The sequence below is a fragment of the Brevibacterium gallinarum genome (assembly GCF_014836885.1).
Taxonomy (GTDB): Bacteria; Actinomycetota; Actinomycetes; order Actinomycetales; family Brevibacteriaceae; genus Brevibacterium; species Brevibacterium gallinarum.
Genome location: NZ_JACSPY010000006.1, coordinates 112,815 through 134,347, shown reverse-complemented (window position 1 = coordinate 134,347; position 21,533 = coordinate 112,815). Strand labels below are relative to the sequence as shown.

Below are 21,533 nucleotides of genomic sequence, written 5' to 3'. Positions count from 1 at the left end.
TGGCTCAGGCTGGCGTCTGCCTGGTCATCAGGTCAGGTTCGCTGATCATCAGGTCAGGTTCGTCCTGCGCCGGGCGAGGACGAAGACTCCGGCGCCGAGCGCGACGAGTCCGCCGCCGGCGGCGAGCGCCCAGGTGATGTCGCTGCCGGTGCGCGGCAGCTCACGGCCGTCGGAGTCGCGGTTGCGGTCCTCGCGCGTGCCGTCGTCGTCCCGGTCACCGCCGCCCTGGCCGTCATCGTCGCGGCCGTCATCGTCGCGGCCGTCGTCTGATCCCTCGTCATCGCCGTCATCTTCTGCGACGACGCTGAACCGGCCGGTCAGATCGTCTCCGCCTGCGCAGCGGACGGTGACGTCGTAGCTGCCGATGTAGGCTTCCGGGGCCTCGGCGTTCTCGCCGTAGACGGTGAACGCTGCAGCGCCGGTCTCGTCGGCGGTTGCGGTGTCGGTGAACGCGGTGACGCCCGAGCCCTCCGGTTCGACGGTGACGGTTGCGGTGCTGCCCGGTGTGCAGCCGCGGGCGACGATCTCGACGGCGCCATCGGTGACGAAGTCGGCGGCGGTGATCGTCTCAGGGGTGACGGTCAGTTCGCGCACGCTGTCAGACGGGTCCTCACTCGGGTCGGTGGGATCCTCGCTCGGCTCGCTCGGGTCATCCGAGGGGTCCGTCGGGTCGTCCGTCGGCTCACCGGTGGGATCGTCCGTCGGCTTCTCAGTGGGGTCTTCGGTGGGCTCGTCGCCGGCGGCCACAGTGATCGTGCGGGTGGCGGTGGCCTCATTGCCCGAGGAGTCGGTGACCGTGTAGGTCAGCTCGTAGTCGCCCGGGGTTGCGGTGTCGACGTCACCGGTGACGGTGATGTCGCCGACGGTGACATCGCTGCAGGCGTCGGAGACCTCGACACCGGCCATCGGATCGAAGTCGGCACCGAGGCGGACGGTCGTGTCACCCGGGTGGGTGATCGTCGGGGCCTCACCGTCCTTGACGAGCTCGACCTTGTCGACCTGGTCGCCGGTGTGCGTCATCGTCGTCGAGGTGATCGAGCATTCCTTGACGTCGACGTTGGTGAACTGCGGGGTGTAGTTCTGATTGTTCAGGTGCTTCCACGGCACCATCGCATCGGGGACGAGGTCGTAGTACTTCGACCCGGAGGAGGAGTTGGCGGTGATGTAGATGACCTGCCCGTCCTTCGGATAGACGACGTCGTGGCCGTCGTCCGGGTTGGTGTCCGGGGTAGCCGCGTAGCCGGCGCCCTCAGCACCTGCCCCGGCGCCTTCGGGCAGCACTGGTTCGGTGCCGTCCATGAGGTGGGTGCGGGTGTAGCTGTGGTCGTGACCGGCGAGCACGAGGTCGATGTCGAGGTCCTTGACGATCGGGGCGATGCCGTCCCGCAGGCCCTTGGTCGTCAGCGACTGGGAGTGCGTGGTTCCCGAGGAGTAGATCGAGCGGTGGAAGGTCAGCACCGTCCAGTGGGTGTCGTGGGACTGCTCGGCGATGATCTGTTCGAGGTAGGCGCGGTAGTCGTCGTAGCGGCCGCGGTCCTCGGTGCTGATGTTGAGGTGCAGGACGCCGTTGTACTTGAACCAGTAGGTGCCCTTGCTCGGGTCGCCGTCCCACATGTTCGGCTGGTGGAAGTGCTGGCCGTAGAGTTCCTGGATCTTCGTGCGGTTGTAGTCGTGGTTGCCGAGTGTCTGCGCGGAGGCCTGGGTGCGCATCTGCTCGGGGGCGAGGTAGCCGCGGTACTCTCCGGCGTCACCGGCGTAGGTCTGCACCTGGTCGCCTGCCGAGTACATGAACTGCGCATCCGGGTACATGGTGTTGGCCGCATCGAGGGTGGCCTGCCAGCCGGCGGCGTCCTTCTCGACGTTGCCCGAGGCGCCGATCTGTGCGTCGCCCATGAACGTGAACTGGTGCTCGAGCGTGTTCTCGTAGACGCGGAACTGTTCGATGTCCGTCCAGCCGCCGGCCTCGGAGCCGACGCGGTAGGAGTAGGTGCCCGGTTTGAGTCCGGTCACGGTGGCGTGGACGTACTCCTCACCGGCGACTGCGCTGGTGCCGCGGGTGATGGGAGCGACGGTCTGTGCGTCTGCGGGCATGTCGGTGTGGGCACCGGCTGCGATCTGCACGGACTCATCGACACCTGAGCTGGTGAACCAGGAGATGTAGCGTTCGCTCGGGTCAGCGCCGATGCCCAGCAGCAGCGAGTGGTGCACCGGCTTCTCCTCCGGAGCACTCAGGGTCAGGTCGGCGACGTCGAGGTAGATGTCGGAGCTGGTGGCCCGGCCCTGCTGGAGCTGCACGGCGATCGTGTTCTCACCGGCGGTGAGCACATCGGCGGCGACGTCGATGGTGCCGGTCTTGGGCGCCGAGGCGTTGGAGCCGCCGTAGACGAGGTTGCGTCCTTCGCCCTCGGACGGGTAGGAGATGCCGGCGTCGTCGAAGCCGGCGATCTTCTCACCGTTGACGTACACCGCTGCGGCATCGTCGTAGAGGATGGAGCCGGTCAGGCGCTTCTGGCTGTCGAGGTCGGCAGCGGTGACGTCGACGGTGGTGCGGAAGAAGAACGCTTCGTGGTTCTCCGTGCTGCCGTCTTTGTGCTGGGTGAGCAGATTGTCAGGCGTATGACCACCGGAGAGCGGCTGGAGTTCGCCGTGGAGGGCGCCGAAGCTGCCGGCGGCGGTGGGCCAGGCGGAGTCGTCGAAGTCAGCGGCGGTCCAGCCGGTGCGTTCGGTCAGCCCGTCGGCGGGATCGGTGCCGTCATCGAGGTAGCGCCATTCGGTGCTGCCGCTGCTGATGAGTTCGGTGGTGGGCGCTGCGTGTGCCGGGGCTGCCGTCGCGAGCCCGGCGGCGGCCATACCGGCCGTGGCCAGAGCAGCGGAGAGCAGTCCGGCGCACGCGGCGCGAAAGGACGTCAGTTGTGCCATGTCTCTGCTTTCGACTCAAGGGTGTGCATGGGGTGCTACGTGCGGAGGTGCTGGCGGGCACCGCTCTGAGCCTTGTCAGCGAGCACGAACGCTGAGTGAACGCCGAGTGGAGATCGACAGAAACCTGAAAGACGCAGATGCAGACATATCTGCGTCTTTATATATTAAATGCGCGCAGACTCCTGGTCTGGGCGCATGAGGGTGGGGGCGAGGGTCAGCGCGACGATGGTCGCTGCGATGGTTCCGGCGGCCATGATGCCGGCCAGGACGACGATCTGGAAGCGGCCGGCCTCCAGCGGGCTGACACCGCCGAAGATCGCGCCGACGAACGCGCCGGGCAGGGTGACGAGTCCGGTGGTCTTCGTCTGGTCGGTCGGTGGGATGAGCGCTTCGCGGATCGCCTCCCGGGCGATGTCGAGAGTGGCCTGGCGCGGGGTGGCGCCGAGGGCGAGCCATCCTTCGACCTCGGCGAAGCGCTCGACGGTGCCCTGTGCGGTGCGCCGGCCGGCGAGCGTCACTGCTGACATCGCGTTGCCGATGATGATGCCGCCGATCGCCAGTGCATAGCGGGCGGTGGGTTCGAGGGCACCGGTGAGGAAGATGACGGCCAGTGTGATTCCGACGCCGGCGGCCATGGCACCGGAGACGATGCCGAACCGGGGCAGCGTCCAGCCGGTCCGCCGGGTGGCGGTCACGGCGGCGACGGTGAACATCACTGTCAGGGCGAGGGCGACCCAGCGCGGGTCGGTGATGACGCCGGCGAGGATGAGGCTGATGGCAGCAAGCTGGATGGCGCTGCGGAACACAGCGACTCCGGCGGCCCAGCGGTGGCGCACGCCGGCCAGCGACAGCACGGTGACTGCGATGGCCAGGAGCACGACGACAGCGGTCAGTGTCGGCCACAGCGGTTCGGTCATGCGTTCGAGCTCTCCGCGCGGCCGGCCGGCGCAGTGTCCTCCGGCAGTGCGGTGACGGTGAGCTGCTGGATCTCACCGGCGGGGTTGAGCATCATCTCAACGCGGCGGCCGCGCCGGGGTTCGGCTCCATCGGCAGCCCAGACCGTCCAGCGGGCTGAGAGCGCAGTGAGCCATTCGACGACAGGTTCACCTCGGCCCTCTGCCCCCTGATTCTCGGAGGTGCGGGCGCCGAGGTGGTCGCGTATGCGGGCCCATGCTGCAAGCCGTTCTGACCGGGGTATGTCGAGATCCATATTGGCGGAGAAGACGGCCGCGGCGCCGCGGTCATCGCCGCTGGCGATCATCGCCTCGGCCTGCTGCTGGCGGGTGCGGGCCAGCTCGGTCGGTTCGAAGCCGGCGATCGGGGCGACCGGATAGATCACCGGCCGGCCCGCAGTGGCCGTTTCCGAGGCGGAGGCCGCCTTCGAGGTTGTCTCCGCGTCCGAGGCAGTGGCCGCCGCCGAGACTGCTTCCGCTTCCGCCGTGGCGACGGCTTCCGAGGCAGCGGCTGCCTTCTGCACCGGGGTCTGTGTGGCCGGGCGGCTGGCCGGCCGCAGACCGGCGTCGGGTGCTGTTGCCTGCAGCTCGGCCAGGGCAGCGTGCAGAGCCCGGGTGGCGACCTCCTCGGCGGGGAAACCCGTCAGATTGGCGAGTACGATGATCCCGGCGCCGGTGGCGGCGTGCCAGCGCATGTGCAGGCTGAAGCCCGGGTAGCCGCCGGAGTGCCCGGCGGTGTGCCCGTAGCGGGTGTCGAAGGCGCAGCGCAGACCATACCCGTAGCCGACCGACACCGCATGGTCGCGGGCATGCGCGATGCTGATGGGCCGCTGTGCCTGCTGCAGATCGGCGAGCACCCGCCGCCAGGCGCGCGCCTCAGCGTCACCGCGCCCCAGAGCACGGCAGGCATCACCGGGTTCACGCCGCTGGGCGGACTCGATGAGTGCTGCCACCCAGACGGCGATGTCCTCCACTGTTGAGGCGAGCCCGCCGATCGCGGAGAACGCCCCGGGCAGGGAGATCGGCTGGGGTTCGAGATCTCCGTCGTGGGTGCGCCGGTAGCCGGTGACGAGCCGGTCTGCGTCGAGCCGCCGGACATCGAAGCCGGTCGACTCCAGCCCGAGCGGGGCGATGAGGTGCAGGTGGACGACATCGGTGAATGCGCGGCCGGTGACCGCTTCGACGAACGCGCCGAGCATCGCATAGCCGTAGTTGGCGTACTCGAAGCCTCCGCCGGCGGGGAAGTTCGTCAGCGCCGGGGACTGCATGAGTCGCTGCAGCTGGGAGATCGGCATCGACTCCAGCCGATCGGCCCACGGATCGTCCTTCGGCAGGCCGGTGGCCATCGTCAGCGCATCGCGCACCGTGATCTCCTCAGCCCACTGCCCGGTGCTCAGCGCCGGCAGCCAGTCGGCGAGGAGGTCATCGAGGTCGGGCCTGCGGCCGACCGCCGGGATGAGGCCCCGGCACAGTCCGAGCACCGTCGCGGCGGTGAAGGATTTCGTCATCGACGCGATCCGGTAGATCCGATCGCATCCCTGCCCGGCGACCACCTGGCCGTCGGAGATGATCCCGAAGGCCACCTCGGGAACGGACGCGGCGGCAGCCTCGGTGAGCACCACCTCGCGCGCGGCGGCGAGTGCGTCGTCGGTCAGTCTCATGTGTCCTCGCTGCGGCGCTGCTGGGCGGCGATCTCATGGCGGTGCAGATGGGCGTAGGAGTCGCCGAGGATGGCGTGCAGCCCCTCGGTGCGGTCGATCTGCTTGGCGCGGGCGACGACGTACAGCACAGCACCGATCGCGAACCAGACGCCGAGGATGATGTACTCCGCCGGCCAGACGAGCGACGAGCTGGTCCCAGGCACGATCGCCCAGATGATGACGAGCAGCGCGCCGACGCCGCCGATCGCCGGCAGGAAGCCGAGCCGGGTGCGGTAGGGGCGCTCGAGCTCCGGGTAGCGGCGCGGGGTGAGGTACTTGGCGAGCACGACCATGAACCACACGATTCCCAGGTACACCCCACCGGTGTCGAGGAACCACACGACCGCTCCGGGTCCCAGCCAGCCGAGGGCCAGCGTCACCGCCGCGGTGGCGATGAGCGCCTTGTGCGGGGTGCCGCGGCGGTCGTGGATATCGGCCAGCTGCGGGGGCAGCAGGTGCGCGCGGCCCATCGCGACCATGATCCGGGAGGAGGCGACGAAGAGGCCGAGGAAGCTGGTGAGCAGCCCGAGGAAGGCGATGAGGTAGGCGCCTGCGCCGAGCAGCGGGAAGCCGGCTTCGCGGAACGCCGAGACGGTGCCGAGGTCCATCTGGGCGACGTCCTCCCATGGCAGCACCCAGGCGGTGGCGGCAAGCACGAGGCAGTAGAAGGTGCCGGCGGCCAGCACGGTGAGCACGACGGTGCGCCCGACCTTGCGGGCGGAGATCTTGGCGTCCTCGGCGAGCACGGCGACGAGTCCGAAGCCGGCGAGGAAGGTCATGCCGGGGATGATGAACCGCAGCGTGTCGGAGACCGGGATCGACTCGGGGTAGTAGGCGGGGAGGAAGTTCTGCGGCGAGCCGGTGGAGAAGCCGACGACGACGAGGGCTGCGCCGATGATGACGATGGCGGCGAACATCGCCAGCTGCACCTGGGCGCCGATCTCGATGCCGAACCAGTTGAGCAGGAAGAAGAGGGCGGTCAGTGCGATTCCGACGAGCAGCACCGGCAGGTACACGGTCTCGTCGTTGATGGTGTAGAGCGGGATGGTGTTGAAGACGGGGAAGAAGTTGCCGAGCAGGAACCCGAAGGCGGTGACGTAGAAGGCGAGCGAGGAGACGTAGGCGCCCAACAACATCCAGCCGGTGAAGAACGCCGCCCCGCGGCCCATCGAGGTGTAGGAGTAGACCACCTCGCCGCCGGCGCGCGGGAATGTCGTCGTCAGCTCCGAGTACGCCAGCGCCACGCATGCGGCGAGCAGCACGCCGGCCGCCAGGCCGAAGACGACTCCGCCGGCACCGTATTCGCCGAACAGGGTGGAGTTCGTGTAGATCCAGCTCGTGCCGACCACACCTGCTACGCCGAAGGCGAGCAGCTGCAGCATGCCCAGTGACTTCTTCAGTTCAGCCATCGCATCCTCACTCTCCACTGTCGCGTTCCGGCATCGCCGGCTGTCTCGCACGTGCCCAGCGCACCCGCCCAGCACGCCTGCCGCCTATCGTGCCACACGTCACAGACATCGGCATCGGCAGCCCTGCGACCAGGAACAAGACGCCCACCGGACGGGCCTCTAGCACATGCGTTGAGCCACAGATTCACCACCCCCTCTTTGGCGCTGTCCGACAGGTCGAAAGAATCCCGCCCTGCGGTGTCGTCTGCGGTGCGGTTCCGGCTCTACGATGACCTCATGACACCACTGCGCCACACGCTCAACCACCATGTCATGGCGGTGGGCGAATCCCCGATCCGGCGGCTGTTCGAGATCGCCGCCGACCCATCCATCATCAGCTTCGCCGGCGGGCATCCGGCACCTGAGCTCTTCGACGTCGACGGGCTCGCTGCGGCCTACGCCCATGTCTTCGCCACCGACGGCCCGCGCGCCATGCAGTACGGCTCGACCGACGGTGAGCCGGAGATGCGCGAGGCTGCCGCCCGTCGCCTGCAGGAGGCGAATGTGCCGGCTTCCGCCGCCGAGGTGATGGTCACCTCGGGCTCACAACAGGGGCTCGGGCTCGTGGCCCAGGCCCTGTTCAATCCCGGTGACGTCGTGCTCGTGGAGAACCCGACGTACATGTCCGCACTGCAGGCCTTCGCCGTCCAGGGCGTCGAGCTCAAGGCACTCGACGGCGATGAGGCCGGGCTCGTGCCTGAGGCGCTGGCGGCGGCGATCGAGATGTGGAACCCGAAGGCCGTCTACCTCATCCCGACCTTCCAGAACCCGACCGGGATCTCGATGCCGGCCTCGCGCCGGCAGCAGATCGCCGATGTGCTCGCCGACTCCGATGTCTGGCTCATCGAAGACGACCCGTACGCGGAGCTGCGCTTCACCGACGATGTGCTCACCCCGATCAGCGCCGACCCGCGGCTGGATGACCGTTCGCTGCTGCTCGGCAGCCTCTCGAAGGTCCTCTCCCCCGGTGTGCGCGTCGGCTGGATCCGCTGCCCTGATGAGGAGGCCCGTGAGCGGATCGGCGTGACGAAGCAGGCGACCGCACTGCAGACCTCGACGGTCGACCAGCTCGCCGCAGCCCACTACCTTGCGACCCACAATATGGAAGAGGTGCTCGCACCCGTGCGCGCGGAGTACCAGGCGCGCATGCTCACGCTCGTCGAGGAGCTCTCACAGGTGCTGCCTGCAGGATCGGTGATGAATCAGCCGGCCGGCGGGATGTTCGTGTGGGCGCGCCTGCCGGTGGGCTTCGACACGCAGGCCCTCGTCTTCGAAGCGGCCCAGGCCGGGGTCCTCTATGTGCCCGGCCCGCCGTTCTACGTCGCTGACCCGGACCCGCGCACGCTGCGCTTCTCGTTCGTCTCCAACGGCGTCGAGCGCACCCGCGAGGGGGTCCGCCGGCTCGCTGCAGTGCTCGGCACCGAGAGCACGCTGGCCCAGTCGGCTTAGCCGCTCGCTTCCGCGTCTGCCCTGGTCAGGTGCCGTTCCCGAGGCGGTTCTCACCGCTGCCGAGGCCGCGGTAGGCTCCCGGCGTTATCGTGATGGTGGAGGAGATGAGATATCTGAGCGCACCCGATCACGAGCCACCCGATGCCGCCGCCCGGCAGTGGATCCCCGGACGCACGGCTGCGGCCCTCGTCAACATCATCGGCGTGTTCGTGGTGCCTGCCGGCTTCGTGCTCTACTTCTTCCTGTGGGCGCGCGGCCGGGCTGCCGGCGGTGGGAGCTTCGGCATAGCCCAGCTGCTGCTCGGGATCGCTGTGACCCTCGCGCTCATCGCGGTGCTGCTCGTCGTCCATGAGGCGATGCACGCCGTGTCGATGCGGGTCTTCGGCGCGCGGCCACAGGTCGGGCTCACGCGGATCGGCGGGAAGATCCCGGCTGTCTACTGCATCGCCCCCGGCGCCCGGTTCGCCAGACTCCAGTATCTTGCCATCGCGCTGGCACCGCTCGTCGTCAACGGCGGCGGGTGCGCGCTCATCATCGCCATTGTCCCGTTCGGCGGCTGGCTGGTGGTGCCGGCGGCCGTGCATCTGGCTGGCTGCGTCGGCGATGTGGTCCTGGCCGGGGCGGCGCTGCAGCAGCCGCCGGGAACCCTCATCGAGGAGCTCCCGGCGGGCCTGCAGTTCTATCGCTGAGGCTCGGCTCTCAGCTGGGCCTCAGCGCTCCACCAGAAAGCCCGGCCTCAGCGCTGCACCGAGCAGCCGCGCCTCAGCATTCGACGACGTTGACGGCCAGTCCGCCGAGCGCCGTCTCCTTGTACTTGTGGCTCATGTCCTCACCGGTGGCCTTCATCGTCGCGATGACCTCATCGAGGCTCACCCGGTGCTCACCATCGCCGAACATCGCCATCTTCGCCGCATTGATCGCCTTGCCGGCAGCGATCGCATTGCGTTCGATGCACGGCACCTGAACGAGCCCGGCGATCGGGTCGCAGGTGAGACCGAGGTTGTGCTCCATCGCGATCTCGGCGGCGTTCTCGACCTGCTCGGTCGTCCCGCCCATCACCTGAGCCAGCGCACCGGCGGCCATCGATGAGGCCGATCCGACCTCGCCCTGGCAGCCGACCTCAGCACCGGAGATCGAGGCGTTCTCCTTGTACAGCACGCCGATCGCCCCAGCAGTGAGCAGGAACTTCACGATCGCATGCTCACGGGCGTTCGACGACGAGGGGGCGTCTGCCACCTCGGGAACGTAGTTGAGCGCGTAGTACAGCACCGCCGGCACGATCCCGGCCGCGCCGTTGGTCGGGGCGGTGACGATCCGCCCGCCGGAGGCGTTCTCCTCATTGACGGCCAGGGCGATGAGGTTGACCCACTCCTGGTAGAAGCGCGGGTCGCCGCTCGGGTCCTCCTCTTTGAGTTTGAGGTACCAGTCGTGTGCGCGCCGGCGCACTTTGAGCCCGCCGGGCAGATTGCCGGAGCGGTCGAGGGAGTTCATGACGCACTGGTCCATCACCCCGTAGATGTGCAGCAGGCCGCGGCGGATGTCGGGCACCGACCGGTGGACCTTCTCGTTCTCCAGCATGATCTCCCAGATCGCCAGCCCGGTCTCCTTGCTGATGCGCAGCAAGTCAGCACCGGTGGAGAACGGGTAGGGGATCTGCGGTCCCTCATCATGGGCGGCGGCCACCGCGGCGAGCTCATCGGCGGAGACGTTGTCGTCTTCCGGGTGCTGCTCACGCGCCTCGGCGATGAGCGCCTCCTCCTCGGACTGGCTGACGACGAAGCCGCCGCCGATCGAGAAGTACGTCTCCTCGGCGATGACCTCGCCGGCGGCGTCGCGGGCGGCGAGTGTGAGGCCATTGGTGTGGCGTTCGAGCACGGTCAGCGGGCGCTGGCGCATGTCGTCGACGCTGAAGGCGATCTCCTTGCGGTCGCCGAGCTGCAGCGTGCCGGTCTCATGCATCCGGGCGGTGCGCTCGTCGACCTCATTGGGTTCGACGGCTTCGGGCTGGCAGCCCTCCAGGCCGAGCAGGATCGCATCGAAGGTTCCGTGGCCGGCGCCGGTGGCAGCCAGGGAGCCGTAGACGTCGACGTCGAGGGAGGCGACGTCGTCGATGCGCTCACCGATGAGCTCGACGAAGGTCGCCGCGGCTCGCATCGGCCCGACGGTGTGGGAGCTGGAGGGGCCGATTCCGACGGTGAACAGGTCAAATACGCTGATCGCCATGGTGACACCAACTTTCGCTCAGGGTGGGCAGCGCTGCCCAGGAGTGGGGTCCCGGCCGGTCGCCGGGCCGGCCGAGCGCAGAGTGCGCACCGGGCCGGGATAGGTGCCGCCGCCGAGGTGGAGCGGCGGCACCCAGCCGATCAGATGTGGTTGGCCTCGGCGTAGCCGGCCGCGTCCATGACCTCGCCGAGCTCAGTGGCGTCGACTTCGAACAGCCAGCCCTCGCCGTAGGGATCGGAGTTGAGCAGTCCCGGGTTGTCATCGACGTTGTCGTTGACGGCGGTGACGGTGCCGGTGACCGGGCAGTAGAGATCCGAGACCGACTTCGTCGACTCGACCTCGCCGCAGGTCTCACCGGCGGTGACGGTGTCGCCGACGGCGGGCAGGTCGACGAACACGACCTCGCCGAGGGCATCGGCGGCGACGGCGGTGATGCCGATGCGCACGGTGTTGCCGACGATCGCATCAGCCTTGGCGTTGACCCATTCGTGTTCCTTCGAATAGGTGAAGTCCTGTGGCAGCGGGGGCAGTTCAGCCATGACGGGTTCCTTTCAGATGGGTGAGGTTGTCACTTCTCGCGGCGGTAGAACGGCAGTTCGGCGACGGTGAAGTCGTAGGACTTCCCGCGGATGTCGACGCTGACGGCAGTGCCGGGTTCGGTGTGTTCGCGGTCGAGGTAGGCCAGTGCGATCGGGTGGCCGAGCGTCGGCGAGGGCTGACCGGAGGTGATCTCACCGATCTGCTCACCGTCCAGCAGCACGGTCGCGCCCTGGCGGGCGGCACGCCGGCCCTGTGAGGTCAGGCCTGCGAGCACGCGTGCGGGCTGCTGGGCCAGCAGTCCTTCGAGCGCCTCGCGGGCGAACAGATGCTCCTTGTTCCTGACATTGAGTTCGACCATCCGCGCCAGTCCGGCATCGAGCGGGCTGTGCTCGAGGCTGAGCTCGTTGCCGTACAGCGGCATGCCGGCTTCCAGGCGCAGCGAGTCGCGTGCGGCCAGACCGCACGGCAGCACCTCCCCGTCGACCTTCTCGGCAGCGGAGAAGAGCAGCTCCCAGATCGCCTCGGCCGAGGCGTTGGGCAGGTAGAGCTCGAATCCGTCCTCACCGGTGTAGCCGGTGCGGGCGAGCATGATCTCAACCCCGTCGAGGGTCAGCGGCTGCCAGGCGTAGTAGCCGAGCTCGTCGAGCGGTTCGCCGCCCTCGGTCGCGCCGGCGGCTTCGAGGATCGCCTGGGACTGCGGTCCCTGCACGGCGATGAGGGCGGTGTCTGCGGACTCGTCGGCCACCTCGGCGGCGGCGTCGGGGACGATCTCGGTGCGGAACTCCTCGGCCCGGGCCTCGAGCGCTTCGACGACGGCGGGGGTGTTCGAGGCGTTGGGCACGACGAGGAACTCGTCGTCGGCGATCCGGTAGGTGATGAGGTCGTCGACGAGCCCGCCGGCGGCGTCGACGAGGACACCGTACTTCGCCTTGCCGACGGCCATCGACGAGTACTTCGCCACGAGCGCGTAGTCGAGCAGCGCGCCGGCATCGCTACCGGTCACCCGCACCTCACCCATATGGGAGAGGTCGAAGATGCCGGCGGCCTCGCGCACCGCGCGGTGCTCGGCGAGTTCGGAGCCGTACTTCAGCGGCATGTCCCAGCCGCCGAAATCGGTGAACGAGGCGCCGAGGCGGGCGTGGACATCATGCAGGGGGGTGTGCTTGGTCATGCGTTGTCACCTTTCGCATCGGCGGCGTCGGCAAGCTCCGCCTCGGTGTCGGTATCGGTTTCGAAGGCTTCGGGCGGCGGGCAGGAGCAGACGAGGTTGCGGTCGCCGTAGGCGCCGTCGATGCGGCGCACCGGCGGGAAGTACTTCGTCAGCTTCAGACCCGGCACCGGGAACACGGCGGTCTCGCGGCTGTAGGCGGCGTCCCAGTCGTCCATCACGCAGGTGGCGGTGTGCGGGGCGGCGGCCAGCGGCGAGGCCTCGTAGGAGTACTGGTCGCCGATCGCGTCGATCTCAGCGCGGATCGACTTCATCGCGGTGATGAAGCGCTCGAGCTCGCCGAGGTCCTCGCTCTCGGTCGGTTCGACCATGAGGGTGCCGGCGACCGGGAAGGCCAGGGTCGGGGCGTGGAAGCCGTAGTCGATGAGCCGCTTGGCGACGTCCTCGGCGGTCACCCCGGTCTTCGCGGTGATCTCGCGCAGGTCGAGGATGCACTCATGGGCCACGAGCCCGCTCTCACCGGTGTACAGCGTCGGGAACTCCTCGGACAGGGCGTGGGCGACGTAGTTGGCGCTCAAGAGCGCGGTCTTCGTCGCCTCGACGAGCCCGTCGGGGCCCATGAGCCTGAGGTAGGCCCAGGTGATCGGCAGCACGCCGGCCGAACCGTACAGCGAGGCACTGACCGGCAGGTCGAGGCGCTCACGCGCGCCGCCGACAAGCTCAGCCGAGCGCGGGTCGCCGGGCAGGAACGGGGCGAGGTGCTCGCGCACCGCCACCGGGCCGACGCCGGGTCCGCCGCCGCCGTGCGGGATGCAGAATGTCTTGTGCAGGTTGAGGTGGGAGACATCTCCGCCGAACTCGCCGGGCTGGGCGAGGCCGCACAGCGCGTTGAGGTTGGCGCCGTCGACGTAGACCTGGCCGCCGGCGTCGTGGATCTTCTGGCACACCAGCCGCACATCGGATTCGTACACGCCGTGGGTCGACGGGTAGGTGATCATGATGCCGGCGAGGGTGTCGCGGTGCTGGTCGATCTTCGCATCGAGGTCGTCGAGGTCGATCGAGCCGTCGGCTGCCGTGCCGACGACGACGACGCTCAGCCCGGCGAGCACGGCCGAGGCGGCGTTCGTGCCGTGGGCGGACTGCGGGATGATGCACACGCGGCGCTCCGGCTGGCCGTTGGACAGGTGGTAGCCGCGGATCGCGAGCAGGCCTGCGAGTTCGCCCTGGGAGCCGGCGTTGGGCTGGATGGAGACCTGATCGTAGCCGGTGATGTCGACGAGCATGTCGTTGAGTTCGCCGATGAGCTCGCGCCACCCGGCGGTCTGCGACTCGGGTGCGAACGGATGGATGCTGGCGAACTCCGGCCAGGTGATGGCCTCCATCTCGACGGCGGCATTGAGCTTCATCGTGCAGGAGCCCAGCGGGATCATCGTCCGGTCGAGGGCGAGGTCGCGGTCAGCGAGTGTGCGCAGGTAGCGCATCATGAGCGTCTCGGATCCGTAGGTGTTGAACACCGGGTGGGTGAGGTAGTCGCTCTTACGGTGCAGGCTGGCGGCGAACTGCGGGGCCGGCACCTGGGCGGGCCCGAAGCCGCCGTGGCCGGCTCCGCCTGCCCCGGTGGTGCCCGCGCCCGAGGTGCCGAGCACGTTCTCGTCGACGCGCGCTTCGAGCCCGAGGGCTGCGAGTACGGCGTTGGCGTCGGCGGGGGTGTGGGGTTCGCCGAAGGAGACGGTGACATGCGTGTCGTCGAAGCGGCCGAGGTTGACTCCGGCGGCATCGGCAGCCGCGATCGCGGCATCGGCATCGGGCACGCGCACGGTCACGGTGTCGAAGAAGTCCGCGGTGATGACGCTGACCGCACCCGAGGCGCCGGTTGCCGCGCCGGTGCCGGCACCTGAGGTGCCGACCGCCTCGGCGAAGGCGGAGGCGAGGCGGTGGATGCGCGAGGCGATCTTCGCCAGCCCGACGGGGCCGTGGTAGACGGCGTACATGCCGGCGCACACGGCGAGCAGCGCCTGGGCGGTGCAGATGTTCGAGGTGGCCTTCTGGCGGCGGATGTGCTGTTCGCGGGTCTGCAGGGCCAGCCGGTAGGCGGGTTTGCCGTCGGCGTCGACGGACACGCCGACGAGCCGGCCAGGCAGCATCCGCTTGAGCTTCTCGGTCACGGCCATGAAGCCGGCGTGCGGGCCGCCGAAGAACAGCGGCACACCGAAGCGCTGGGCGGAGCCGACGGCGATGTCAGCGCCCTGCGCGGCCGGTTCCTTCAGCATCGTCAGGGCCAGCGGGTCGGAGACGAAGGTGACGAGTGCGCTGCGCTCCTTGGCAGCGGCGACGGCGGCGTCGAAGCTGCGGATCGCACCGGAGGTGCCCGGCTGGGAGCACACGATGCCGAACACGTCTTCGCCGACGAGGCCCTGGGACAGATCGGCGACCTGGACTTCGAAGTCCATCGCCCGGGCCCGGGCGCGCACGACGGCGATCGTCTGCGGGTGGGTCTCGGAGTCGAGGACGACGACCGAGCCCTTCCTGTTCGCCCGGCGCATGAGCAGCACCGCCTCGGCGACGGCGGTGGCCTCGTCGAGCAGGGAGGCGTTGGCGATGTCGAGGCCGGTGAGGTCCTGGACGACATTCTGGAAGTTCAGCAGCGCTTCGAGGCGGCCCTGGGAGATCTCCGGCTGGTACGGGGTGTAGGCGGTGTACCAGGCGGGGTTCTCGACGACGTTGCGGCGGATGACGGCGGGCATGATCGTGTCGTAGTAGCCCTGGCCGATCATCTGCGTGCGCATGACGTTCTTGCCGGCGAGCTCCTTGAGCCGGTCGAGCACCTGGGTCTCGGTCAGTGCCGGGTCGAGGCTGAGCGCCTGATCCTGGGCGATGTTCTGCGGCAGCGCGGCTGCGGCGAGCGCCTCGAGGGAGTCGTAGCCGAGGGCGGCGAGCATCTGCTCGACCTGTGCGGCGCGGGGGCCGATGTGCCGGTCGGAGAACGGCCGGGGCGCGTCTCCGGCGGCGGGAGTCGTATGGGCAAGGGAACCAGTCGTCATGCTTATCCTCACGCTGCTTGGTCCGTCGCGGTGACGAACACACGAGTGCCGGGTGTTCCTCCCCGCTCTGTCAGACCAGCGCGGGGTGCGTCCCTGCGCCGAGGCGGCGGTTGCCCGCCAGCTGGTACTCCTCCAGAGGTGCCTGCATGCTCCGGTACTGGGCCTGAGAGTTTCCCGGGGAGGGAATTGCACCTACGGCGCCGCCGGCGGCGGCTCTCCCAGAACATGTCATCGCGGCTGTCACGAGTCTACACGGATGAGACGATGCAACACAGATCCCGTGCGAAGAGCCGACACCTCCGGCGCAGAGAACCGGGCACCTCCCGCGCGACGAGCCCGACACCCGGCTGAGCAGCCGGTGCCTGCAGAGGCGCCGACCCCTCGCCTACATGAACGCATCGGCACATGACGACATGACCATAGGCGGCCTTGAGCGATACGTTTCCCCTCATACCGTGGCCGCGCCATGCCGGCGCGACCATGCTGTGCCCGGCATCGGGCCGGGCTTCGAGCTAGAAAGCAGACGATGCGATTTCCTTTGATGCGCACCAGCAGTGCGCCTTCCAGACGGCTGCGAGTCGCCGCGGCGGCGCTCGTCGCAGCAGCCCTCATCAGTCCGGCGGCAGCCACCCTGCCGTCAACGGCTGATCCGGCCCACGCGGGGCCCAGCGACGGCATGAAGGTCGCCGCTCGCGCCCATATCGACAGCCCCCAGGTGTACTGGGATTCCGGAGCGAATGGCTTCGACCTCAAGACGAAGGTCGGCTCGACGGCGCATGAGGCGGCAACGACCGTCAACTGGGTCGGCAAGGGCTGGAGTGCCCGCAGCGGCAAGTCCCAGTACCAGTTCACGGTGCCGAACAAGCCCGGCCTGGAGTTCGTCGGCAAGCCCGGCGAGACCTATTATCAGGCCCCCGTCCTACCGGAGGGCAACCATCTGCCGACGTGGATCGGCTTCGGCGCCGAAGCCGGCATCCCCGTGAAGCAGTTCCGCAACGCCTCGTTCAGCCTTGACGTCCTCGACGTCGATGGCCCGGGCACCTTCGAGCTCTTCACCTCATATGAGGAGAAGGACAGGGTCAGAGCCAGCCGGCTGATGTCCTCGACGGAGAACGGGCTGCGCTCAGCTCCCCTCAGCGGCGGCGATCACACCCACAACACGACGACATTCTCGCGCCCGGGCACCTACGACATCACCTACCGGGCCGTGGCCCGCGATGACACGTCCGGAAAGATCATCGCTTCGAAGGACACGAAGTTCCGCTGGCAGGTCGGCGGGCAGGAACCGGCCGCCAAGGCGACTCCGAGCCTGGAGGAGCGCTACGCCTCGGCTCCGGAGGGACCGGTGCCGGGAACCTACACCTTCAGCGCCGCACCCAAGGCAGACAAGGCCAAGGACGGCGACGACAAGCTCACGACGCTGACCTTCGATGCCGGGGACACCTCGGTCACGGGCACCGCGACGGTGCTCATCAACGGCTACCATCTCACCGATATGCGCGTGGAGAAGGGCGTGGCCAGCTGGGATGAGCACATCGGCCCACGCACCTCGGACTTCCAGGTCGTCTTCACCCCCGATGGCGACAAGCCGGGCAAGTGGATCTCGCCGAAGCTCGAGTACGGACCCGGCAAGCCGAGCACGAAGGTGGACTCGGCGCAGGGTTCGGCTGAGCTCATGGGCAAGGTCAACGACCCGGCCAATACGCGACTGAACACCGACGACATCCGGCTGAGCGACCTCGGCTACGACTTCTCGCTGACCGACAACGGCAACGGCACCTACAAGGCCCGCATCGAGATGCACGACAAGAGCTTCCGCGGCTTCGTCACCGGCGGCATGCTGGAGAAGCCCGACGACGAATACGCCATCGAGCCGTTCGAGGGCACCTTCGTCAACGGTGTGTGGGAGCAGGACGAGGACGACTGGCTCATCGACAAGCCCGACGCCGGCTACACCCCGAACGTCACGATCATCCCGCACCCGCAGGTCCGCTCCGAAGGCGCGACGATGAAGCTCGACACGGCGTACACGAAGGAGAAGGGGATCAAGCACACCGGTGAGCTGACACCGGACAAGCATCTCTCCCCCTCGCCGAGCCCGACCGACGAGCCCACGGCGTCGCCGACCGCCTCGCCGACGGCCAGCCCGACCGGATCGCCGACTGCCACGCCGACTGAGGATCCGACGACCCCGCCGGTGTGCACCGACGGCCGGAAGCTGCTCGATGACGGTCACGTCGATCTGAAGATGCGCCAGGCTGATACCGGCATCGAGATGAAGCTGCACGACGACACCGGCATCCACACATCGGGCAAGCCGACCGAGCACCCGATTTCCGACATCGCCTTCGGCGTGCGCGACTCCGGTATGGGCAAGCGCGGACCCGATCAGGCCGATCCGGCCTTCGACTTCCTCGGCAACCAGGGCGACACCTACTACGCGCTGCCCTTCGTGCAGAAGCGCGGACTGCTGTGGCCCGGATACAACACCCAGGAGATCGACTACTCCAAGCTCAAGGGCCCGGTGTCGCTGTCGCTGACGGATGCGAAGACACCCAAGGGTGCGCACTTCGCACTCGCAGAGCAGGGGTCGGGCTTCGGCGGCAAGCCGGAAGTGCGCCTGCAGTCGGGCACAGACAAGACCTCGTTCCCGATCGATTTCGCCACCCACGCTCACCCGATGTGGGTGTTCACCAAGCCCGGTCACTACGAGCTGACCTTCCAGGCCTCGGCGACCGGAACGAACGGCAGCACACTGACCAGTGAGAAGCAGACGCTGCACGTGCACGTCGGCAAGGCCGCGATCGACTCATGCCTCGGCACCGGCAGCGAGACGGAGACACCGTCGCCGAAGCCGACCGAAGAACCGACCGGAGAGCCGACCGACGAACCGACCGGGAAGCCGACGAACACCGCAGACCCGTCGGACTCTCCGAAGGCGACCGACGAGCCGACTGCTGACGCCTCCGGCACGGCGACCGAGACCTCGGGCCCGGGTGGCGACGGCTCGGATCGCGAAGACAGCGACCGCGCAGGATCCGGCGGATCCGGTTCCGACGGCGAGGCGAAGGCCGGCGGTTCGGCTGACGGTGACGCGCTCGGTGCGCTGCCGCGCACCGGCGGCAGCCTCATGGCCCTCGGGCTGGCCCTTCCGCTGCTCGGCGCCGGCGGCGCCCTCCTTCTCGCTGCCCGGCGCCGCAGGCGGTGATGCGGCGGAGCTGATCGCCGCGGCATGACCGGAATCTCGGCCGGCAGGAGCTCAAGCTTCTGCCGGCCGAGGTGCATTCACCCACCCGCACAAAATGTCTGGTCATTACGCGGCCGGTGTCGATACACTGAGGACAGTCGGCCAACGGTGCCACCGCCTCGGGAACGGTTCCCGCAGCACATCTGGGAATACCCCTTGGGGTATCATTGTTGTGGCACAGGAAAGCGAAACCGTGATCAACCTCCGGCCCGTGCAGCGGGACGGACGAGGAGGACACATGCTCATCGAACGGATCTACGACGAGGACCTGGCGCAGGCCGCCTACTTCATCGGCTGCCAGGCCACCGGCGAGGCGATCGTCGTCGACAGCCGCCGCGACGTCGAGTTCTTCCAGGACTACGCCGAGAAGAACAACATGACGATCAAGGCCGTGACCGAAACCCACATCCACGCCGACTACCTCTCCGGCACCCGCGAACTGGCCGAGGCCACCGGCGCGAAGATGTACGTCTCCGGCGAAGGCGGCCAGGACTGGCAGTACGGCTTCGAGGCCGAGCGCCTCATGGACGGCGACACCATCACCGTCGGCAACCTCACCCTGCAGGCCGTCCACACCCCCGGCCACACCCCGGAGCACCTGAGCTTCCTGCTCACCGACGGCGGCTTCACCGATGAGCCCGGCTTCCTGCTCTCCGGCGACTTCGTCTTCGTCGGCGACCTCGGCCGGCCCGACCTGCTCGACGAGGCAGCCGGCGGCGTCGACACCCGCTTCCAGGGCGCGAAGGACCTCTTCCGCAGCCTGAAGGAGAAGTTCATGCCGCTGCCGGACTACGTCCAGGTGCTGCCGGCGCACGGCTCCGGCTCGGCCTGCGGCAAGGCGCTCGGCGCCGTGCCGACGTCGACGGTCGGCTACGAGAAGGCCTTCGCCTGGTGGGCCAAGCATCTGAAGAACGATGACGAGCAGGGCTTCGTCGATGAGCTGCTCGACGGCCAGCCGGACGCGCACGCCTACTTCGGACGGATGAAGCGGGAGAACCGCGACGGCCCGAAGGTGATGGGCGGACGCCAGCCGCTGACCGAGCTCGACCTCGCACAGGTCAGCAAGGACTTCGAGGCCGGCAGGATCGTCATCGCCGACACCCGCTCACCCGATGAGGTCCGCGAGGGCACCGTCAAGGGCGCGCTCAGCATCCCGGCGAACAAGCCGGCGACCTACGGCGCCTGGTCATACAACCCCGAGGCGGAGTCGACCCCGATCGTGCTGCTGGCACCTGACGCCGCTGAAGCTCAGCGCATCTGGGATCACCTCGTGCGCGTCGGCATCGACGACGTCTCCGGCTACATCACCTCGCTCGACACCCTCGCCGACTACAAGCCAGAGGTCATCTCCCCCGCCGAGCTCGACCACACCGACTACGACCTGCTGCTCGATGTGCGCAACAAGACCGAGCACGCCGAGGGCCACATCCCCGGCTCCGCGCAGCTCAACGTCGGTCGCCTGCTGTGGAACCTCGACGAGCTGCCCGCGGACGGCACGATCGTGACCTACTGCCAGACCGGGATGCGCAACTCCGTCGCCGCGCAGGCGCTGCGCCGCGCCGGCTACGAGGTCATCGAGATCGACGGCAGCTTCGAAGGCTGGTCGAACTGGAAGCGCTCGGCCACCGCCTGACGCTCGGCCACTGCCTGATCGGCCCGCCGTCACCTGAGCAGCTCAGGTGAGGCCACGACAACGACAGCCTCCCCGCACCCACGGTGCGCCGGGAGGCTGTCGCCGTCTCCGCCTCGGGCGCGGTGGCGCATCTGTCACCGGGACCGGCGAGCACCTGTCGCCAGGACCGGGGAGTCGATAGACTGGCGGGACCAGGATCCAGCACCAGGAGCTGACACCCATGGGTGACTACCGGCGCACCTACCTCGGCCGACGCCAGCAGTGGTTCGGTCTCAAGCCTGCGGCCAAGCGCGCGCTCGCCAGCCCCCTCATCCACCCGCTGCTGCGACCCGCCACCCGCCTGCCGGGCATCACCGTCGGCCGCCTGCCGGCCCCGGCCCACCTCGCCGAGGTGACCGGACGCGTCCAGGTGATCGGCTCACCTGACCAGGACGCTGGCGCAGAGTTCGTGCTGCTGCGCCCGGACCGCTGCGAGATCGCCAAGGAGATGTACTGGGGCAAGGGCCGCCGCCCCTCGGCTTCCGATGCCTTCGCCCTCGACCTGATGGCCACCCGCGCCGCTGGCGCCGACGTGTTACTCGACATCGGCGCCTACACCGGCATCTTCTCCCTCGCCCTGGCAGCGGCACACCCCGGCCTGCGGATCCACGCCTTCGAGATGGTGCCCGCGGTCGCCGATGCGTGTGCGGCGAACATCGAGCGCAATGATGCCGGCGAGCAGATCACGCTGCACCGGATCGGGGTCGGCGACCCGGATGTCGTGCTCAGCGTGCCATGCGGGGACGGCGGTTCGGCGCTGCCGTCGTTCTATTCGGTCGACATGGAGTTCTCCGCCGGGACCGAGGTGTCCTGCCGCAGCCTCGATGGGTTCAGCGAGCAGTTCGAACCAGACGATCGGGTGCTGCTCAAGGTCGATGTCGAGGGTGCGGAGAACACCGTGTTCGGCTTCGGCCAGCAGCTGCTGGCCGCCCACCGACCGGAGATCCTGTGCGAGGTGCTGCCCGCCCGCGCGCAGCCGCGCGAGCTCGAAGCGCTGCTGGCCCCGCACGGCTATCAGTTCTATCTCGTCCGCGCTGGGATGCTGGAGCATCGGCAGCGGATCGTGCCGGATGACGACTACCGGGACTGGTTCTTCTCCCCCGCCGCCCGGCAGGAGCTCGCAGCCGACGGCGTGCCCGTCCTCGACTGAGCGCAGCCCTCAGCGGGAGAAGG

Annotated in this window: 13 protein-coding genes and 1 riboswitch; of the genes, 5 read left to right on the top strand and 8 right to left on the bottom strand. The window is 68.6% G+C overall.

All coding sequences use genetic code 11. From position 1 onward, the window contains the following. Nucleotides 1-48 precede the first annotated feature (48 nt). The 4 genes from H9634_RS07900 to H9634_RS07885 all read right to left on the bottom strand — a co-directional run bounded on the left by H9634_RS07900 (nt 49) and on the right by H9634_RS07885 (nt 6,981). The gene (locus H9634_RS07900; RefSeq protein WP_191726156.1) at nt 49-2,919 is read right to left on the bottom strand and encodes an immunoglobulin-like domain-containing protein; all 2,871 of its coding nucleotides are present in this window, start codon (nt 2,917-2,919) and stop codon (nt 49-51) included. Nucleotides 2,920-3,083: 164 nt separating this feature from the next. Next, the gene (locus H9634_RS07895; protein ID WP_191726155.1) at nt 3,084-3,836 is read right to left on the bottom strand and encodes an ABC transporter permease; all 753 of its coding nucleotides are present in this window, start codon (nt 3,834-3,836) and stop codon (nt 3,084-3,086) included. Beyond that, entirely contained in the window at nt 3,833-5,533 is a 1,701-nt protein-coding gene (locus H9634_RS07890; protein WP_191726154.1) for a serine hydrolase domain-containing protein, read from the bottom strand. Before H9634_RS07890 ends, H9634_RS07895 begins: the two co-directional genes overlap by 4 nt. After that, nucleotides 5,530-6,981 (bottom strand): APC family permease, encoded by a 1,452-nt coding sequence (locus H9634_RS07885; RefSeq protein ID WP_191726153.1) that lies wholly within the window; start codon nt 6,979-6,981, stop codon nt 5,530-5,532. Before H9634_RS07885 ends, H9634_RS07890 begins: the two co-directional genes overlap by 4 nt. A gap of 276 nt (nt 6,982-7,257) precedes the next feature. Here H9634_RS07885 and H9634_RS07880 point away from each other — a divergent pair, with 276 nt between their 5' ends. Next, nucleotides 7,258-8,469 carry an aminotransferase-like domain-containing protein gene (locus H9634_RS07880; protein ID WP_191726152.1) on the top strand — a complete coding sequence of 404 codons (1,212 nt, stop codon included), beginning with the start codon at nt 7,258-7,260 and terminating at the stop codon, nt 8,467-8,469. A 104-nt stretch (nt 8,470-8,573) separates the two neighbouring features. Next, on the top strand, nt 8,574-9,158 hold the full coding sequence (locus tag H9634_RS07875) for a DUF3267 domain-containing protein (protein WP_191726151.1): 585 nt from the start codon (nt 8,574-8,576) through the stop codon (nt 9,156-9,158). A 73-nt stretch (nt 9,159-9,231) separates the two neighbouring features. Here H9634_RS07875 and H9634_RS07870 read toward each other — a convergent pair whose 3' ends face one another. The 4 genes from H9634_RS07870 to gcvP form a co-directional block, all read right to left on the bottom strand. Then, nucleotides 9,232-10,692, bottom strand: coding sequence for an L-serine ammonia-lyase (locus H9634_RS07870; protein ID WP_191726150.1), 1,461 nt, complete (start codon nt 10,690-10,692; stop codon nt 9,232-9,234). 140 nt (nt 10,693-10,832) lie between these two features. Continuing rightward, on the bottom strand, nt 10,833-11,231 hold the full coding sequence (gene gcvH / locus H9634_RS07865) for a glycine cleavage system protein GcvH (protein WP_204514242.1): 399 nt from the start codon (nt 11,229-11,231) through the stop codon (nt 10,833-10,835). Between the two features lie 29 nt (nt 11,232-11,260). Further along, nucleotides 11,261-12,403 carry a glycine cleavage system aminomethyltransferase GcvT gene (gene gcvT / locus H9634_RS07860; protein WP_191726149.1) on the bottom strand — a complete coding sequence of 381 codons (1,143 nt, stop codon included), beginning with the start codon at nt 12,401-12,403 and terminating at the stop codon, nt 11,261-11,263. After that, nucleotides 12,400-15,441 (bottom strand): aminomethyl-transferring glycine dehydrogenase, encoded by a 3,042-nt coding sequence (gcvP, locus tag H9634_RS07855; RefSeq protein ID WP_191726148.1) that lies wholly within the window; start codon nt 15,439-15,441, stop codon nt 12,400-12,402. The genes gcvT and gcvP overlap by 4 nt, the downstream gene beginning before the upstream one ends. Before the next feature lie 142 nt (nt 15,442-15,583). Next, a riboswitch (glycine riboswitch) is annotated at nt 15,584-15,672 on the bottom strand. Nucleotides 15,673-15,967: 295 nt separating this feature from the next. Here gcvP and H9634_RS07850 point away from each other — a divergent pair. The 3 genes from H9634_RS07850 to H9634_RS07840 all read left to right on the top strand — a co-directional run bounded on the left by H9634_RS07850 (nt 15,968) and on the right by H9634_RS07840 (nt 21,510). Continuing rightward, nucleotides 15,968-18,649, top strand: a complete 2,682-nt coding sequence (locus H9634_RS07850; protein ID WP_191726147.1) for a choice-of-anchor M domain-containing protein — start codon at nt 15,968-15,970, stop codon at nt 18,647-18,649. Nucleotides 18,650-18,926: 277 nt separating this feature from the next. Then, a complete protein-coding gene (locus H9634_RS07845) occupies nt 18,927-20,321 on the top strand; it encodes an MBL fold metallo-hydrolase (RefSeq protein ID WP_191726146.1) in 1,395 nt (464 codons plus the stop codon). A 220-nt stretch (nt 20,322-20,541) separates the two neighbouring features. Then, on the top strand, nt 20,542-21,510 hold the full coding sequence (locus tag H9634_RS07840) for an FkbM family methyltransferase (RefSeq protein ID WP_191726145.1): 969 nt from the start codon (nt 20,542-20,544) through the stop codon (nt 21,508-21,510). Nucleotides 21,511-21,533: the final 23 nt, after the last annotated feature.

Excerpts from the sequence above, each read along its gene's own strand:
- H9634_RS07900 (WP_191726156.1), bottom strand. The coding sequence starts at position 2,919 with ATGGCACAACTGACGTCCTTTCGCGCCGCGTGCGCCGGACTGCTCTCC.
- H9634_RS07895 (WP_191726155.1), bottom strand. The coding sequence starts at position 3,836 with ATGACCGAACCGCTGTGGCCGACACTGACCGCTGTCGTCGTGCTCCTG.
- H9634_RS07890 (WP_191726154.1), bottom strand. The coding sequence starts at position 5,533 with ATGAGACTGACCGACGACGCACTCGCCGCCGCGCGCGAGGTGGTGCTC.
- H9634_RS07885 (WP_191726153.1), bottom strand. The coding sequence starts at position 6,981 with ATGGCTGAACTGAAGAAGTCACTGGGCATGCTGCAGCTGCTCGCCTTC.
- H9634_RS07880 (WP_191726152.1), top strand. The coding sequence starts at position 7,258 with ATGACACCACTGCGCCACACGCTCAACCACCATGTCATGGCGGTGGGC.
- H9634_RS07875 (WP_191726151.1), top strand. The coding sequence starts at position 8,574 with ATGAGATATCTGAGCGCACCCGATCACGAGCCACCCGATGCCGCCGCC.
- H9634_RS07870 (WP_191726150.1), bottom strand. The coding sequence starts at position 10,692 with ATGGCGATCAGCGTATTTGACCTGTTCACCGTCGGAATCGGCCCCTCC.
- gcvH (WP_204514242.1), bottom strand. The coding sequence starts at position 11,231 with ATGGCTGAACTGCCCCCGCTGCCACAGGACTTCACCTATTCGAAGGAA.
- gcvT (WP_191726149.1), bottom strand. The coding sequence starts at position 12,403 with ATGACCAAGCACACCCCCCTGCATGATGTCCACGCCCGCCTCGGCGCC.
- gcvP (WP_191726148.1), bottom strand. The coding sequence starts at position 15,441 with ATGACGACTGGTTCCCTTGCCCATACGACTCCCGCCGCCGGAGACGCG.
- H9634_RS07850 (WP_191726147.1), top strand. The coding sequence starts at position 15,968 with ATGCGATTTCCTTTGATGCGCACCAGCAGTGCGCCTTCCAGACGGCTG.
- H9634_RS07845 (WP_191726146.1), top strand. The coding sequence starts at position 18,927 with ATGCTCATCGAACGGATCTACGACGAGGACCTGGCGCAGGCCGCCTAC.
- H9634_RS07840 (WP_191726145.1), top strand. The coding sequence starts at position 20,542 with ATGGGTGACTACCGGCGCACCTACCTCGGCCGACGCCAGCAGTGGTTC.